The sequence below is a fragment of the Coprococcus sp. RTP21281st1_F1_RTP21281_210402 genome (assembly GCF_040915325.1).
GTDB classification, from domain to species: Bacteria; Bacillota; Clostridia; order Lachnospirales; family Lachnospiraceae; genus Coprococcus; species Coprococcus aceti.
Genome location: NZ_JBCPDQ010000010.1, coordinates 12,899 through 26,004 on the forward strand (window position 1 = coordinate 12,899; position 13,106 = coordinate 26,004).

Below are 13,106 nucleotides of genomic sequence, written 5' to 3' on the forward strand. Positions count from 1 at the left end.
TTAGAGAGAAAAAGGATGCTCAGGGCAAAATGCAGAAAAATAAATATTCTCTGCGCACGAGGCTGCGAGGCTGGTTTCATCATGGCAGATTTATAGGATTTGACATACAGTCAATAATAATGGCGGTGCTCACAGGACTGACGATAACCACAACTGTTGTTATGGGATTTCTTATTTACAATAGATTCAAGCTTGCGATAAAGCAGACTGCAGTGTCAAATGCAGAAAGCATGATAGAGAGTACTGTGGATAAAGTGGATACAGACCTGGCAGGCATTAGACAGATATCTAATGGAGTGAATTATAACATTATCCAGGAATATGACATCTCCAGTCAGGAGTTCAGCAGACAGTTCAGCCTTTTATATGAGGTGAATGTTGACAAAGTGCAGAGTATGGCGTTGTACGACAATTCCGGGAAGCTTGTTGCTGCGGAGCCGGTTGCAGTGCAGAAGGATAAGGTTAATGTCGAGGAACAGGAATGGTACAAGAATGCATCTGAAGATATAGAGAATATGCACTTTTCTACACCTCATATACAAGATCTGTTTCAAGATGGCGCCAATAGGTATTATTGGGTCATATCCCTCAGCCGTTCTGTTGATATCAATGATGGAGATAAGCCGGTAAACGGCGTGCTTCTGATAGATATGAAGTATTCCGTGATCGAGGAGGCTCTTTCAAGGATCAATGATTCTTCAAGTGAAACTTATTATTATCTGTGCAACCGTGACGGAGATATCATATACCATCCGCGAAGAGCAGAGATAGACAGAGGCTTTTTCACAGAGGAAAGTACAGAGGCAGCGGTATACGATGACGGTACATATGAGATCAAGATGACGGATGGCACAGAAAATGTTGTTGTCAGCAGTATAGCCTACACTGGATGGAAGATCATAGGAGTTGTCCCGGAAAGTGTTCAGACTGCTAGCATCAATCAGTACAGATATTACATCATAACTACGGTTGTAATATTGCTTATGATGCTCTTGTGGGTGAACAGGATCATAACAAAGAAAATCTCAAAGCCTATACTTAAGCTGAATGAATCAGTAAAGTCATATGAGACAGGTGGAACCACGGATATATATATTGGAGGATCTTCCGAGATAAGACATCTGGGATATTCGGTCAAGAAATCCTATGAGCAGATAGAGATTCTGATGCAGGAGATAATCAGACAGCAGAATGAGCGGAGAAAGAGTGAGATGGATGCGCTCCAGAGTCAGATCAATCCGCATTTCCTGTATAATACACTGGAGTCCATAACATGGATGGTGGAGGCGAACAGAAATACAGATGCAGTATTTATGATATCTGAGCTTGCAAAGCTGCTGAGGATAAGTCTGTCAAAGGGCAGAACTGTCATAAGGATAGCGGACGAGATCCAGCACAGCACGAGTTACATGAACATACAGAAGGTAAGATATAAAGAAAGATTTGCTACAGAATTTATCATAGACGAAGAGATAAATGACTATTGTACAGTTAAACTTATCGTGCAGCCGATCCTGGAAAATGCAATATACTATGGTGTGGGCAACATGGATGAGGACGATGGCGGCAAGATAACTGTCCGCGGTGAGAAGAAGGGCGACGACATATACATTTCAGTTGAGGATAATGGTATGGGTATGTCGGAGGATATTGCCCGGAACATCCTTGTGGACAACAATAAGGTGCCAAAGCATGGCTCCGGAGTGGGTGTTATCAATGTTCACTCCAGGATAAAGCTGATGTTTGGCAGCGAATATGGATTAAAGGTTTACAGTGAGCCGGACGAGGGAACAAAGGTTGTCATTCACATTCCAGCCATTCCTTACACGGAGGAGAACAGAGAGAGACTTGAGAGGCAGGATTTTGGAAGGGGGATGGCGACAGATGAAGAAGAGTAAGATAACATTCCTGATCGCGGAGCTGTTTCTGGTGGTTATAGCCGGATTCTTTATACATCAGATATTCCGGGAAAATGTGCCTCAGAAAAGAGTAGCGGTCATACTTTCAAATTCCGGTGATAAGAGGTGGGATGGACTTATAAATGGACTAAAACAATCAGCAAATGTCAATGATGTCCATCTTATCATATGCAACACCGATGATATCGAGTCAGCCCAGGATGAGAAGGAGCTCATAGATGAACAGCTTGAAAATGATGTAGATGCATTCATAATTTGTCCTGCACCGGGCGAGGATACATCGGATATGCTGGGACAGCTTGGCGATGTACCATTTGTACTTATAACCCAGGATGCATACAGTGAAGATGGCGCCTCGGGATTTGTCACAATAAAACCTGATAACTACAAGATAGGATATACCCTTGGAGAACAGATCAGGGCAAATGATGCGGACGGACTCCGTGGCAAAAGCATAGGCATTATAACCGGATATTCCCAGACAGAGGGAAGTGTGAGCGGAAAAGCAGGACTTATGGATGCGATAGAAGAAACCGGATGCGAGGTGAGCTGGGCGTACAGCCGATGTGGCAATCAGAACATATGTGACATTGTGGATATTCTGGGAAAGGTGGACTACATGGTTGTGATGGACACATATGCGATTGATGAGATAGGAGAGAATGCGGATAACGGTATGTACAATGGCGCCCAGATATATGGAATGGGGACCAGCGTAAAATCTGTGGCGCTGCTTGATGCGGGCAAGATAAAGTGCCTTGTTATTCCGGATGGATACGGTGTTGGCTATGCCAGTGTGACAGAGGTAGTAAAGGGTCTGAATAGCAGATTGTATACGATGAAGAGTCGGGAGGAGGGCATAAAGATAATATACAGTGACGATTTGTTCTCCGATGATGTAGAGAGGTTTTTATATTCATATGAGTAGACAGAAACGAAGAAAAATATATGTGCTTTTGCTGGCAGCTGCGATGATAGTCTCGCTTATGGGCTGCGGCAGCAGCAATAAAAAATCAAACAAAACCATGAGAGTCGGGGTGGTCACTTATACAGCAGATGATCCATTCATAAATGCCATGATTGAAAAGGTGAAATCTCAGCTTAAGACTATGGAGACCACAAACATGAATGTGATAGTATCGGTGAGAAGTGGTGATAATGATCAGCGTGAGCAGGATGAGATAGTTGATGAGATGATAGATGCAGGCTGCGATGTGCTGTGTGTAAATCTTGTAGACAGAACCGCACCGGCAAATATTATCAAGTCAGCAAGGCAGAGTGATATACCAGTGATCTTTTTCAACAGAGAGCCGGTGCGTGATGACCTGATGCAGTGGGAAAAGCTCTACTATGTTGGCTGTGACGCAAAAGAATCCGGTGATATGCAGGGGGAGATTGCGGCAAATTATATAAAGAAGCACAGCGAAGTGGATCGCAACGGTGATGGCAAGATACAGTATGTTCTTCTGGAGGGGGAGGCCGGACATCAGGATGCCATAAGCAGAACCGACTGTTCGGTGAAGACCATCATGGATAAGGGAGTGGATCTTGAGAAGCTCAGTTATCAGTTTGCAGACTGGAACAGAGGTCAGGCGGAGAACAGAATGACTCAGCTTATAAGTCAGTATGGCAGTCAGATAGAGCTTGTCATATCCAACAATGATGAGATGGCACTGGGCGCAGTTGAGGCGTACGATAACTCAAGTATAAGCCGGGACAAATGGCCTGTGATCTTTGGAATAGACGGACTTGATGATGCTCTCCAGGCGATAAAGCAGGGAAACATGCAGGGAACAGTTTACAATGACAAGGAGGCCCAGGCGGGAGAGATAGCGCGGTTGGCAGTTGATCTCTTCAAGGGAAACAGCCTTGATGGTCATAATCTTGACGAGGGCAAATATTACGTGTCGCCTTACTGGAAGGTCGATGTTGACAGCGTGGATGATTTCCTGCTCAGATAAGTACAGGAGCGTTAAAATAAGAGCCTGAAATAATGAACTAAAATAGCTGACTAAAGTTACAAACTGATACATGAGTAAACAATCGTGAATTAAAAGCATATATAATTGGAGAAGATCTGTCTGGAAAAATTATCAAGAATTGATGTAGAGATATAGATCCAATTATATATTCGGGAAGGATGCATATGGAAAATAGCTGGATAGAAGAATTTTACGGAGAGACGGATGCAGATAAGAGACTTGAACTGCTGGAAAATAACAGCACGGATATGGATGGTGACAGCGCCGGTTCGTCTACTGTCTTCCGTCAGAGATTGTGGACGGCGAGATATGGCAAGAGAAAGCCGAAGAATGATGCATTTGTGGGTTGCCTTATGGAGCTCAAATACATATCGGAGGGCGGTTCTGTTGACATCGGAGGTCAGAAAAAGAAACAGGCTGTGGAGATCATAAGCAAGCTCTGCCTGTTCGACGCAGACAGGAGAAGTGCCGAGGAACAGGAGATACTGCTATATGAACTCAAGAATGCGTTCCTCAAGTTCATCGAGGTGAGCAGAGGCGGCAGAGGCTTCACATCCATAGCATTTGGCATGGGACAGCTCTCAGACGAGGGCGTGGCGAAGAAGATCGCAGATCAGATAAGCTCCATCGCATTTGACGCGCCGCACATGCTGCACATGGACAAGGAATTTGCCATACTTCAGAGTGCCGCACTGGCGGCATTCAGGCAGGAGTATCCTAACAGGGAGCATTTCTTAAGAAAATGATAGCATAGACGGAATGGCTATGCGTGAACAGATCAAAAGACCATCATGTATTTAGTGTTAAAATGCATGATGGTCTTATCTATTGTACCTGTTTTGGCATTATCTCATGAATGTATGGATTCGAAGATAGAATATGTATCATCAGAATCCCTGGTGTTCAGAAATATCACTTCGTCCCTCGTCTTTATCATGATTATGGGATAGCTGTCTGCGTATACATACATTTCACATTTGCCGTAGGTGCTGCTCTTGAAATGGCCGATCAGGTATTCATCGGTGGCACCTCCGTTTGTGCGAACAAAATCGTCGTCTGGCAGTTCATTCAGAAGCTGAACCTCCTCGATGGCATCAAAATATATCTCCGATGAGTATATGGCAGCAGACACTGTGAGTTTGTTGGAGTCAAGATGAGTGTCAATATGCACGTTTATGAATGGCACAAGCACGCCTATCGTCCAGACAATGCAGGCGGTGATAAGGATATATGTAAGTCCTGTAAAAATCTTTGCGCTCCTGGTGGCATAGTTAAATGTATAATTTCCACTTTGCAATCTGTTCTGAACCAGCACATGCGGGTCGGAAGGATTGTAGTAATATCCGGTTTTCCAGTATTCGTCGTCATCCACGTAGAGAGGCTGGGTGTCGGCTGCCAAGAGTTCACGTTTTCTGCTCTGAGCCATGAGTAGAGGCGTAAACAATCCGATGGCTGCGAGAGTCTGGATAAATATATAGACATAGAGTGCGGAGCTGCACAGCGAGACATCGACAATCGCACCCTTGAAATTTAGGATATCAGAAAGCGAAATTTGCCGGGACTTATTGGCTGATGATATGCAATGAATCAGGGTGTCAATAGCGATATATACCCATGCGACAGCATTTGTTGCCGAAAGAATCAGCATTGCAAGTCCCTTGTATATCTTCATGGTTCTGTTGACGGTCTGGTTGAGCTGGGTATCCGAGCTGTACACAGTTCGCTCGTGCCGGTTTACATATATGTGGAATATCATGGGTGTAAGTGACATCAGGACGGAGCAGAGTCCCATTATTATCATTGTGGTTGATATGACCGCACTTTTCCCTATCACAAATGGCAGCAGGCAAATGAGTTCTACAAGGATTATTATTCCATGATAATTGAAACTGATCTCACTTTTGCCGATCTGGGTTGACACATTTGTATCAATGTAACGTTTTCTTCTTTGATCAGGGACCACCCAGTCATTTTTCATCTTTAGGGCATACATTTTCCTGTGCGCGGAGTTGTTTGCATATGTTATCCAGAAACAGAATGCGATCATCCAGACAGTGTATGCCAGTATGAATATAATGATCTCCCAGAACACGACAAAGCACAGGGCTGTTCCAAGTATGAGATTTATCCAGATAATCCGGTTCATCTTACGTTTGGCTGCAGCAACAATATTCAGGACGGTTTCGTCTTCAATGTGTTCCTTTGGAATGTGGACACCCAGGAGCATTCCTTCGGTATACGAATAATTACTTGTATATACGAACTTCATTATGAGCAGTATGAAGAAGTTCATAAACAGGAATATGATAAATAATGCTATGCTCATATGTTGCTCCTTTCTAGTAATTTAAGTGGATATTTGGATTGGAGAAGACTTCATTTTGGAATATATTTCATCGCACAACTTGAGGAAATCATCCCGGTTCATTCCGGTTATGCTTGCCTCGGCGGACAGAAGTTCCAACTCTGACTCCAGCTTGTCACGGAACTCGGCGTCCATATTGATATTTTCTGATACAAATGCTCCAAGCCTTCTGTCAGTTCTGATATATCCCTCATTTTTTAGTATCTGGTATGTCTTATTCACAGTCATTGTGTTCACGCCGGCATCCGCCGCAAGCTGTCTTACAGTGGGAAGCTTTTCGCCTGGCTGTATCTCGCCTTTGCCGATTCCCTTTACTATCTGATTGCGCAGCTGTACGTATATGGGTGTGTCACTGCTCATGTCAAGCTCTATGATCATGTGGTGACCCTCCTTCTTGTATTATCTGTATTATAATATATAATACAGATTCCGCAATAAGTCAACTATGAAAAACCGCCGTATAAATAAAAATCATCCGTGAGCAAGTTGATTACCCACAGATGATCCTTATATCTTGTTAAATTTTATTTTTGTGTAGCTGATTTTTGCAGTTCCAATAAACGTTCATTTGAAATGGTATGAAAATACGAGTTCAATACTTTTGAATAGTTTATAGTTATTTAATTGTATTTCTAAAATCAGCGTGTTATATTTCGTTTATCATGTTATGTGTAATTCCGAAATTGATCTTTGCAGTACTTCACTGCGATTATCACAAAATAATTCAAATTAATATGGAGACGGTAGAGGTGTGTTGCCGCTCAGGTTTTGCTATAGTATAATTATAAAAAATATGGCTATAAATTCATGCAACTATCCTCTATTGGTTTCTTTACTTTTCATAGAAACAAGAGGAGGAAGGTTTGTATGGGAGAAAAGGATATAACAGAAAAGATACTGGCAGATTATAATGATGTATTTGCAGATATAGTAAATGTATTGTTGTTCGGTGGAAAAACAATTGTTGACGAGGTGTTAAAGCTCATGAGCGTATTGACGCAGGACGAAAGATTTGAACAGGCGCAGGCTAACGGAAATAAAGGAGGTTTAAAAAATATGTGTGAAGTACTTGATAGGGCGGAAGCCAGAGGAGAAGAGAGAGGAATATCTATAGGCGAGGCGCGAGGAGAATTAAAGGGTGCAGTGAGGGCATATTTGGATGTGAAGGTTCCTATAGAAGAGATAGCGAAGAAACTGAACATATCAGTGGAGGAAGTCCAGAAGATAGCCGACACACTATAGGAGATGAAAAACATGCAGGTACACACACTTATATCTTCGGAAAATGGTCCGATCATCCTCTGGGTCATGTACCCACACAGGGGAGATGAACTGGAGCACACAGCGGATTCTATCAGAGAACTGGTGGGAGAAGAACAGTTTACACTTGTTGCGATACAGATAGATGACTGGAACAGGGATCTCTCACCGTGGAGATCGGATGAGGTCGATGGATCATTTGCCGGAGAGGCAGGACGGACACTGGATTATATAGAGCAGCAGGTCGTACCGCAGTTGGATATTCAAAGCCGGGCGAACAGACCTCTTTATATCATGGGATATTCGCTTGCCGGGCTTTTTGCACTTTGGGCAATGTATCAGACTGATATATTTGCCGGGTGTGCCACATGTTCAGGTTCAATGTGGTATCCGGGATTTGTGGAATATGTAAACAGCCAGCCAACACTAGCGAATAAACAAATATACATCAGCCTCGGCGGCAAGGAATCGCGGACATCCGACAGGCTGATGTCAACTGTTGCGGATCGGACAAAGGAGATTTGCGACCTGCTGAAGAAGGACAACGATGTGATATATGAGATAAATCCAGGTGGGCATTTTGCCGATTCCGGGAAGAGGCTGGCGAAGGCTGTGAAGTGGATAGAGAAGGCAAAAGGATAACAAAAAGCACAGGAGAGCACATATATACAATCGTTCACTGGCAGAACGATACGAGGCATAACATATACCGGATAGATATATATTTTTATCGGAATAGATGATAATATATGGGGCAGACATATGGAGTAGATAGATTAATGGCAGACACGATCCGGTAAGTATATGCAGCGAAAAATCAGATCGTGGTAAGCTGGAAAGAAGGGCAACATGGGTAAACAGACAAAGAAAAAGAAAAGCACAGGAGCAGCAAAGGAGATATTTGCAAAGCCCCCAGGAAGGCTCGGCAAATGGAATGCGATAGCATTTGCAGTGCTTGTTGTGGGAGAGCTTATATACTATTATGCGGCAACACCGGCGATCAATATACAGAGTACAAGTTTCTGGGTATGGATGGTCATTTCAGTTGCGCTTGTTGGCTTTTGTACGCTTGATTTCACGGTGGAGAGTAATGATACCAGAAGTGTCGCAACGAAAGCAACGAAACCGGCAGCATGGATAGTAGTAATAATGATAGCGGTCGGACTCATTATGGTGGCGGCGTCATCCAAACTGTTTTGTGCATCAAAGTATGCAAGTCTCATCAATATAGAGGATGGAGATTTCCAGACAGATATCCCGGAGAGCAGGCAGATAAATGACATTGCGCTGATGGATACAAGCACAGCGAGGATCATAGGTGAGAGAGCCGTCGGTTCACTCTCGGATGTGGTCAGCCAGTACGAGGTCAGCGGCAATTACAGCACTATAGATTATAATGGCGCGCCGATGAAAGTCGCAGCACTCAATTATGCGGGCTTCATCAAATATATGAACAACAGGAAGAACGGAATCCCGGGTTATGTTCTTGTCGATCCGGTAAAGAATGAGGCACACTATATACAGACTGAAAAGCCTATAGTGTATTCACCTTCAGCGTATTTCAACAAGAACCTGTACAGACATGTCCAGATGGCTTATCCGACATATATATTTGAAGGTTTCTATCTGGAGCTCAGTGACGATGGCAATCCATATTACATCTGTCCGGTTCTTGAGTCGCATGCAGGACTCTTCGGTGCAAAGGATGTAAAGGGCGTGGTTATATGCGATCCGTGTACGGGCGATACAGAGTATCATGAAGTCAGTGATGTTCCACACTGGGTGGACCGTGTATATGATGGCGACCTGGTGTGCCAGAAATACGACTGGTACGGCGAACTCTCAGGCGGCTACTGGAACAGCGTATTTGGCAATAAGGGCTGCAAGAGGACTACGGATGATTATGGTTACAAGGTTATGGACGGCGATGTGTGGGTATATACAGGTGTCACATCGGTAAATGGTGACGAGTCCAACATAGGATTTGCTCTGATGAATCTCCGGACAGGAGAGAGCAAATATTATAAGGTGGCAGGTGCAGAGGAATACTCAGCCATGTCATCGGCAGAGGGACAGGTACAGCATCTTGGTTATAAGGCATCCTTCCCATCACTCATCAATATCAGCGGAATACCAACCTACATCATGGTCTTAAAGGACAACGGTGGCCTGGTAAAGATGTATGCACTTGTCGATGTGGAGAAGTACAATATTGTAGCTACAGGCACTACCCAGAAGGACGCACTTGCGGCATACAACAAGCTGCTGGCAGAGAACGGACTTAAGAGTACGCAGAGCATGACGGACGATATACCAAACAGACAGATCACGGTAGCTGATATCAAATATATCAACATGGATGAGACGACATATGTGTATATCACGGATGAAAATGGCAATGTATACAAGCAGGATTTCTCAGAGAACGAGGAACTGATATTTATACAGAGCGGGGATAAAATAAAAGTATTTTATCAGGAATCAGACAACGGCATAAATGACATAATATCTGTTGAGAGATAGATTTATTCACTAAATAAAAGCTCTCCCTGTGATAAACAGGGGGAGCTTTTTGCATGATAATGTGGTATTATAGAAATATCTTATTGAGAATAAATCTATATAACTGATTAATTATGATTGACAAGGAGGTTATTATCATGGATAAAAAGGCGATCTACAGTTTATCATACGGGATTTTCATGTTGTCCACAAAGCTGGGCGACAAGGCAAATGGCTGCATCATCAACACCTGTATACAGGTGGCGAACAATCCAACGCGGGTTGCGATATCGGTTCTCAACACGAATTACACATGTGATCTGCTCAAGGAGAGTGGTGTGTTTGCCCTTAGTGTACTTGACGAGCAGTGTACATTTGACTCGATAAAGCACTTCGGTTTCCAGTCGGGAAGAGACGTGGACAAATTCGAAGGAATAAAGATGCCGGAGGATATCAACGGAATCCCATACATGGGCTGGTATGCCTGCGCGGTCATCAGTGGCAGGGTGGTTGAGCGTCATGACCTTGGAACACACACGTTGTTCATCGCGGAGGTGGTAGACGCAAAGACATTGTCAGACAAGGCGCCTCTCACATATGCTGATTATCAGGCACATGTAAAGCCAAAGGCAGACAAACCTCCTAAGACAGATAAGAAGATAGTGGGATGGCGCTGCAAGATATGTAACTATGTATATGAAGGAAGTGAGCTCCCGGCAGATTATGTATGTCCTCTGTGTGGACACGGAGCAGACGACTTTGAACCTATATATGAGTAATGTAAGATATGCCGTTATCGGCAAGAAATGAACGGCTTCAAATCTTGAAAAAGTTGATTTCTTGCCGGTAACGGCATATACTATCTATATACAAAACACTGTGCAGATGATAAAAGCCCATTGCGTAAAAGGAGGGATTTTCATGGGTTATATTTCAGTTGCAGAGACTGCAAAAAAATGGAATGTGTCAGAACGAACCGTTAGAAATTACTGCGCTCATGATAAGATTCCTGGGGCTTTTCTGACGGGAAAGACGTGGAATATACCGGATTCTGCGCAGAAACCAATGCGTCAATCTGCGGGAGAAGAGAACCGGGATCTGCTGACTGTGCTGAGAGAAGAGAAAAAAAATGGAATTAAAGGTGGTATTTATCATAAGATACAGGTGGATCTAACTTACAATTCCAATCATATAGAGGGCAGCAGGCTCAGTCATGATCAGACACGGTATATATATGAGACAAATACTATAGGCGTGAGTGATCAGGCGATAAATGTTGACGATATAGTCGAGACGACCAATCATTTCAGGTGTATAGATCTGGTGATCGATGATGCAAAGAACTTATTAAGTGAGAAAATGATAAAGGAATTGCATTTGATTCTCAAGAATGGAACTCAGGACTCACGAAAAGAATGGTTTGCGGTGGGAGATTACAAGAAAGTTCCGAATGAGGTGGGCGGTCATGATACGGCTTTGCCGGAAGAAGTTCCAGAGAAAATGAAAAATCTCCTTGCAAGATACCGCAAGCTCAATGAAAAGACACTAGATGATATTCTGGATTTTCACCATGAATTTGAAAGTATTCATCCGTTTCAAGATGGCAATGGCAGGGTTGGCAGGCTGATATTGTTCAAGGAGTGTCTGAAATATGATATAGTTCCATTTATCATAGATGAAGATCTCAAATGGTATTACTATAGAGGACTTTCAGAATGGAATAGAGAAAGAGGATATCTGCGGGATACCTGCCTTACTGCGCAGGATAAGTTTAAAAAGTACCTGGACTATTTCAGGATACAGCACAGAGATTAAAATAATGGAGGAAATTATGGACAGAGAAAGAATGATGAAGAACGTAGCAGAGATATTCAGCCGCGGTGCGGTGGAGAAGAATCTTCCGGCATGGGTAAATATGCGCCACGCCTGGAAAGCAAGTGATGCGGCGAGAGACAGAGGGCTTGAATATCCGGCAAATGTTGTACAGATAAAGAATCTGGATTACAAAAAGGAGCTTGATGAGGTCCGTTTCAATGAGCTGATTGAAACATGGGACAAAGGTGTAGAGAGGAACATTATATTCTTTGCCGATTCCGGGGATGCCGCAGACGTGGATTCTGCAAGCTATACATCCAACAGCTACATGGATATCTGCGTTCCAATATCGTATATGACAGATGAAAACAGAAAATATCCGGTGATAGTGAGCGTGCATGGCGGAGGTTGGTTCTATGGTGATAAGGAACTGTACAGCCACTATTGCTGCCTTCTTGCGGAGCACGGGTACGTGGTGGTGAACTTTAACTATAGATTGTCACCGCAGAACAAATATCCTGCGGCCATAGAGGATGTGGCGTATCTCATTCGGTATATCCATGAGAATGCGCAGACACTTGGAATAGACATTGATAATTTCTATATGGTCGGTGATTCGGCGGGGGCACAGCTCACGGCAAATTATTGCATCATAGCATCAAACAGCGATTACAGGGCAAAGCTTGATTTCTTCACATATGATCTACTGCCTAAGAAGGTATGCCTTAACTGTGGTGCATACAAGATGGCAGAAAGAAATGACAATATATCCGCATGGTATCTGAGAAATGATGTGGATGATGACCAGAATAGTGACGGAAAAACAAGTTCACACGACAAAGCTGAAAAATGTGAAAGTAAGAAAATAAGCCAGGCATATGCTGTGACTGAGGAACAATACAAGCTGTTTATGGATCAGCTTGATTATATAAATGCTGATTTCCCGGAGGCGTACCTCATGTACAGTGTAAATGATGATCTGGCATCACATACAAAAGCGGTGGATGAGGTGCTGAACAAAGTTGGAGTTGCACATATCACAAAAGCGTATGGACAGAACAATCCTGACAGCGGCCATATATTCCATATGAATATGTACAATCCAGAGGGAATACTCTGTAACGAGGATGAGTGTGCATTTATGAAATAAAAAAACTGTTTGACAACACGACATCAGAATGCTATCCTAAAAATCAGATAAAGGCAAAGACAGGAAGGAGTACTTAAGTCACTGTCACTTCAGAGAGTAGGCGTTTGGTGCGA

The 13,106-nt window shown here is 43.4% G+C and carries 12 protein-coding genes and 1 other annotated feature (1 of these 13 cut by a window edge); of the genes, 10 read left to right on the forward strand and 2 right to left on the reverse strand.

Annotated features, from left to right (window positions below; genetic code table 11):
- The first annotated feature begins 29 nt into the window (after positions 1 to 29).
- The 4 genes from AB5150_RS12985 to AB5150_RS13000 all read left to right on the forward strand — a co-directional run bounded on the left by AB5150_RS12985 (position 30) and on the right by AB5150_RS13000 (position 4,647).
- On the forward strand, positions 30 to 1,898 hold the full coding sequence (locus tag AB5150_RS12985; RefSeq protein ID WP_082419722.1) for a sensor histidine kinase: 1,869 nt from the start codon (positions 30 to 32) through the stop codon (positions 1,896 to 1,898).
- On the forward strand, positions 1,885 to 2,847 hold the full coding sequence (locus AB5150_RS12990) for a substrate-binding domain-containing protein (protein WP_368292000.1): 963 nt from the start codon (positions 1,885 to 1,887) through the stop codon (positions 2,845 to 2,847). The genes AB5150_RS12985 and AB5150_RS12990 overlap by 14 nt, the downstream gene beginning before the upstream one ends.
- Positions 2,840 to 3,880, forward strand: a complete 1,041-nt coding sequence (locus AB5150_RS12995) for a galactose ABC transporter substrate-binding protein (protein WP_022217418.1) — start codon at positions 2,840 to 2,842, stop codon at positions 3,878 to 3,880. Before AB5150_RS12990 ends, AB5150_RS12995 begins: the two co-directional genes overlap by 8 nt.
- Positions 3,881 to 4,065: 185 nt before the next feature.
- On the forward strand, positions 4,066 to 4,647 hold the full coding sequence (locus AB5150_RS13000; protein ID WP_022217419.1) for a DUF6553 family protein: 582 nt from the start codon (positions 4,066 to 4,068) through the stop codon (positions 4,645 to 4,647).
- A gap of 104 nt (positions 4,648 to 4,751) precedes the next feature.
- On the opposite strand, the gene AB5150_RS13005 is transcribed toward AB5150_RS13000, so the two are convergent.
- Together AB5150_RS13005 and AB5150_RS13010 are read right to left on the reverse strand one after the other, a co-directional pair.
- The gene (locus tag AB5150_RS13005; RefSeq protein WP_368292001.1) at positions 4,752 to 6,227 is read right to left on the reverse strand and encodes a PH domain-containing protein; all 1,476 of its coding nucleotides are present in this window, start codon (positions 6,225 to 6,227) and stop codon (positions 4,752 to 4,754) included.
- A 21-nt stretch (positions 6,228 to 6,248) separates the two neighbouring features.
- On the reverse strand, positions 6,249 to 6,644 hold the full coding sequence (locus AB5150_RS13010; protein WP_368292002.1) for a GntR family transcriptional regulator: 396 nt from the start codon (positions 6,642 to 6,644) through the stop codon (positions 6,249 to 6,251).
- 489 nt (positions 6,645 to 7,133) lie between these two features.
- Here AB5150_RS13010 and AB5150_RS13015 point away from each other — a divergent pair, with 489 nt between their 5' ends.
- The 6 genes from AB5150_RS13015 to AB5150_RS13040 all read left to right on the forward strand — a co-directional run bounded on the left by AB5150_RS13015 (position 7,134) and on the right by AB5150_RS13040 (position 12,993).
- Positions 7,134 to 7,508, forward strand: a complete 375-nt coding sequence (locus tag AB5150_RS13015) for a hypothetical protein (RefSeq protein ID WP_022217422.1) — start codon at positions 7,134 to 7,136, stop codon at positions 7,506 to 7,508.
- 12 nt (positions 7,509 to 7,520) lie between these two features.
- Entirely contained in the window at positions 7,521 to 8,168 is a 648-nt protein-coding gene (locus AB5150_RS13020; protein ID WP_368292004.1) for an alpha/beta hydrolase-fold protein, read from the forward strand.
- A gap of 207 nt (positions 8,169 to 8,375) precedes the next feature.
- Entirely contained in the window at positions 8,376 to 10,049 is a 1,674-nt protein-coding gene (locus tag AB5150_RS13025) for a hypothetical protein (RefSeq protein WP_022217424.1), read from the forward strand.
- Positions 10,050 to 10,186: 137 nt separating this feature from the next.
- Entirely contained in the window at positions 10,187 to 10,807 is a 621-nt protein-coding gene (locus AB5150_RS13030; protein ID WP_022217425.1) for a flavin reductase, read from the forward strand.
- A 142-nt stretch (positions 10,808 to 10,949) separates the two neighbouring features.
- Positions 10,950 to 11,843: a Fic family protein gene (locus tag AB5150_RS13035; protein WP_022217426.1), complete on the forward strand. Its 894-nt coding sequence runs from the start codon at positions 10,950 to 10,952 to the stop codon at positions 11,841 to 11,843.
- Positions 11,844 to 11,859: 16 nt separating this feature from the next.
- Entirely contained in the window at positions 11,860 to 12,993 is a 1,134-nt protein-coding gene (locus AB5150_RS13040) for an alpha/beta hydrolase (protein ID WP_368292005.1), read from the forward strand.
- Between the two features lie 47 nt (positions 12,994 to 13,040).
- Positions 13,041 to 13,106, forward strand: a binding site (T-box leader); it runs 176 nt beyond the window's last position.

Bases quoted from the DNA above. Each gene is read 5' to 3' on its own strand.
- AB5150_RS12985 (WP_082419722.1), top strand. From the start codon at position 30: ATGCAGAAAAATAAATATTCTCTGCGCACGAGGCTGCGAGGCTGGTTT.
- AB5150_RS12990 (WP_368292000.1), top strand. From the start codon at position 1,885: ATGAAGAAGAGTAAGATAACATTCCTGATCGCGGAGCTGTTTCTGGTG.
- AB5150_RS12995 (WP_022217418.1), top strand. From the start codon at position 2,840: ATGAGTAGACAGAAACGAAGAAAAATATATGTGCTTTTGCTGGCAGCT.
- AB5150_RS13000 (WP_022217419.1), top strand. From the start codon at position 4,066: ATGGAAAATAGCTGGATAGAAGAATTTTACGGAGAGACGGATGCAGAT.
- AB5150_RS13005 (WP_368292001.1), bottom strand. From the start codon at position 6,227: ATGAGCATAGCATTATTTATCATATTCCTGTTTATGAACTTCTTCATA.
- AB5150_RS13010 (WP_368292002.1), bottom strand. From the start codon at position 6,644: ATGATCATAGAGCTTGACATGAGCAGTGACACACCCATATACGTACAG.
- AB5150_RS13015 (WP_022217422.1), top strand. From the start codon at position 7,134: ATGGGAGAAAAGGATATAACAGAAAAGATACTGGCAGATTATAATGAT.
- AB5150_RS13020 (WP_368292004.1), top strand. From the start codon at position 7,521: ATGCAGGTACACACACTTATATCTTCGGAAAATGGTCCGATCATCCTC.
- AB5150_RS13025 (WP_022217424.1), top strand. From the start codon at position 8,376: ATGGGTAAACAGACAAAGAAAAAGAAAAGCACAGGAGCAGCAAAGGAG.
- AB5150_RS13030 (WP_022217425.1), top strand. From the start codon at position 10,187: ATGGATAAAAAGGCGATCTACAGTTTATCATACGGGATTTTCATGTTG.
- AB5150_RS13035 (WP_022217426.1), top strand. From the start codon at position 10,950: ATGGGTTATATTTCAGTTGCAGAGACTGCAAAAAAATGGAATGTGTCA.
- AB5150_RS13040 (WP_368292005.1), top strand. From the start codon at position 11,860: ATGGACAGAGAAAGAATGATGAAGAACGTAGCAGAGATATTCAGCCGC.